The sequence below is a fragment of the Candidatus Rickettsia tasmaniensis genome (assembly GCF_036857515.1).
Lineage (GTDB): Bacteria > Pseudomonadota > Alphaproteobacteria > Rickettsiales > Rickettsiaceae > Rickettsia > Rickettsia rickettsii.
Map to the genome: position 1 here is coordinate 1 of NZ_JAQCNX010000086.1, position 508 is coordinate 508.

The window sequence follows — 508 nt, forward strand, 5'->3', positions numbered from 1 at the left end:
TTCAGTTTTTTCGTCATTGCGAGGAAATTACAAAGTAATTGACGAAGCAATCTCAGGAGTTTGTTGTTATTTCATGAGATTGCCACGCAGCCTATGGCTTGCAATGACGATTCGGTATCCACGCATCAACGCTTTCGCAATAATAACATCAAGTTATAAATAAAAAAAGGCCGAGTAGTAAACTCGGCCTTTTAGGATACTATATAATTAGTAAATAATTTTAGTGGTGTACAACTGTTACAGCTCTACGATTATTAAATTCAGTGCTAATGCGAATTTAAATAAGAATTTGTGTGGTGGGGCTGGTAGGACTTGAACCTACGACCACACCGTTATGAGCGGCGTGCTCTAACCAACTGAGCTACAGCCCCTTTTCATTTGAAATTTATATAATTATTATGCAGTTAAGTCTAGTAAAATTTTTATATTTTTGAGGTATCGCAAAAAAACAGGGCAATATGGTTCAGTTTTTTCGTCATTGCGAGGAAATTACAAAGTAATTGACGAA

At 36.0% G+C, this 508-nt stretch carries 1 tRNA gene; it reads right to left on the minus strand.

The annotated features are described in order from the left end of the window. Positions 1-294: 294 nt before the first annotated feature. A tRNA-Ile gene (locus O6R16_RS08085) sits at positions 295-371 on the minus strand. Between the last annotated feature and the right edge of the window lie 137 nt (positions 372-508).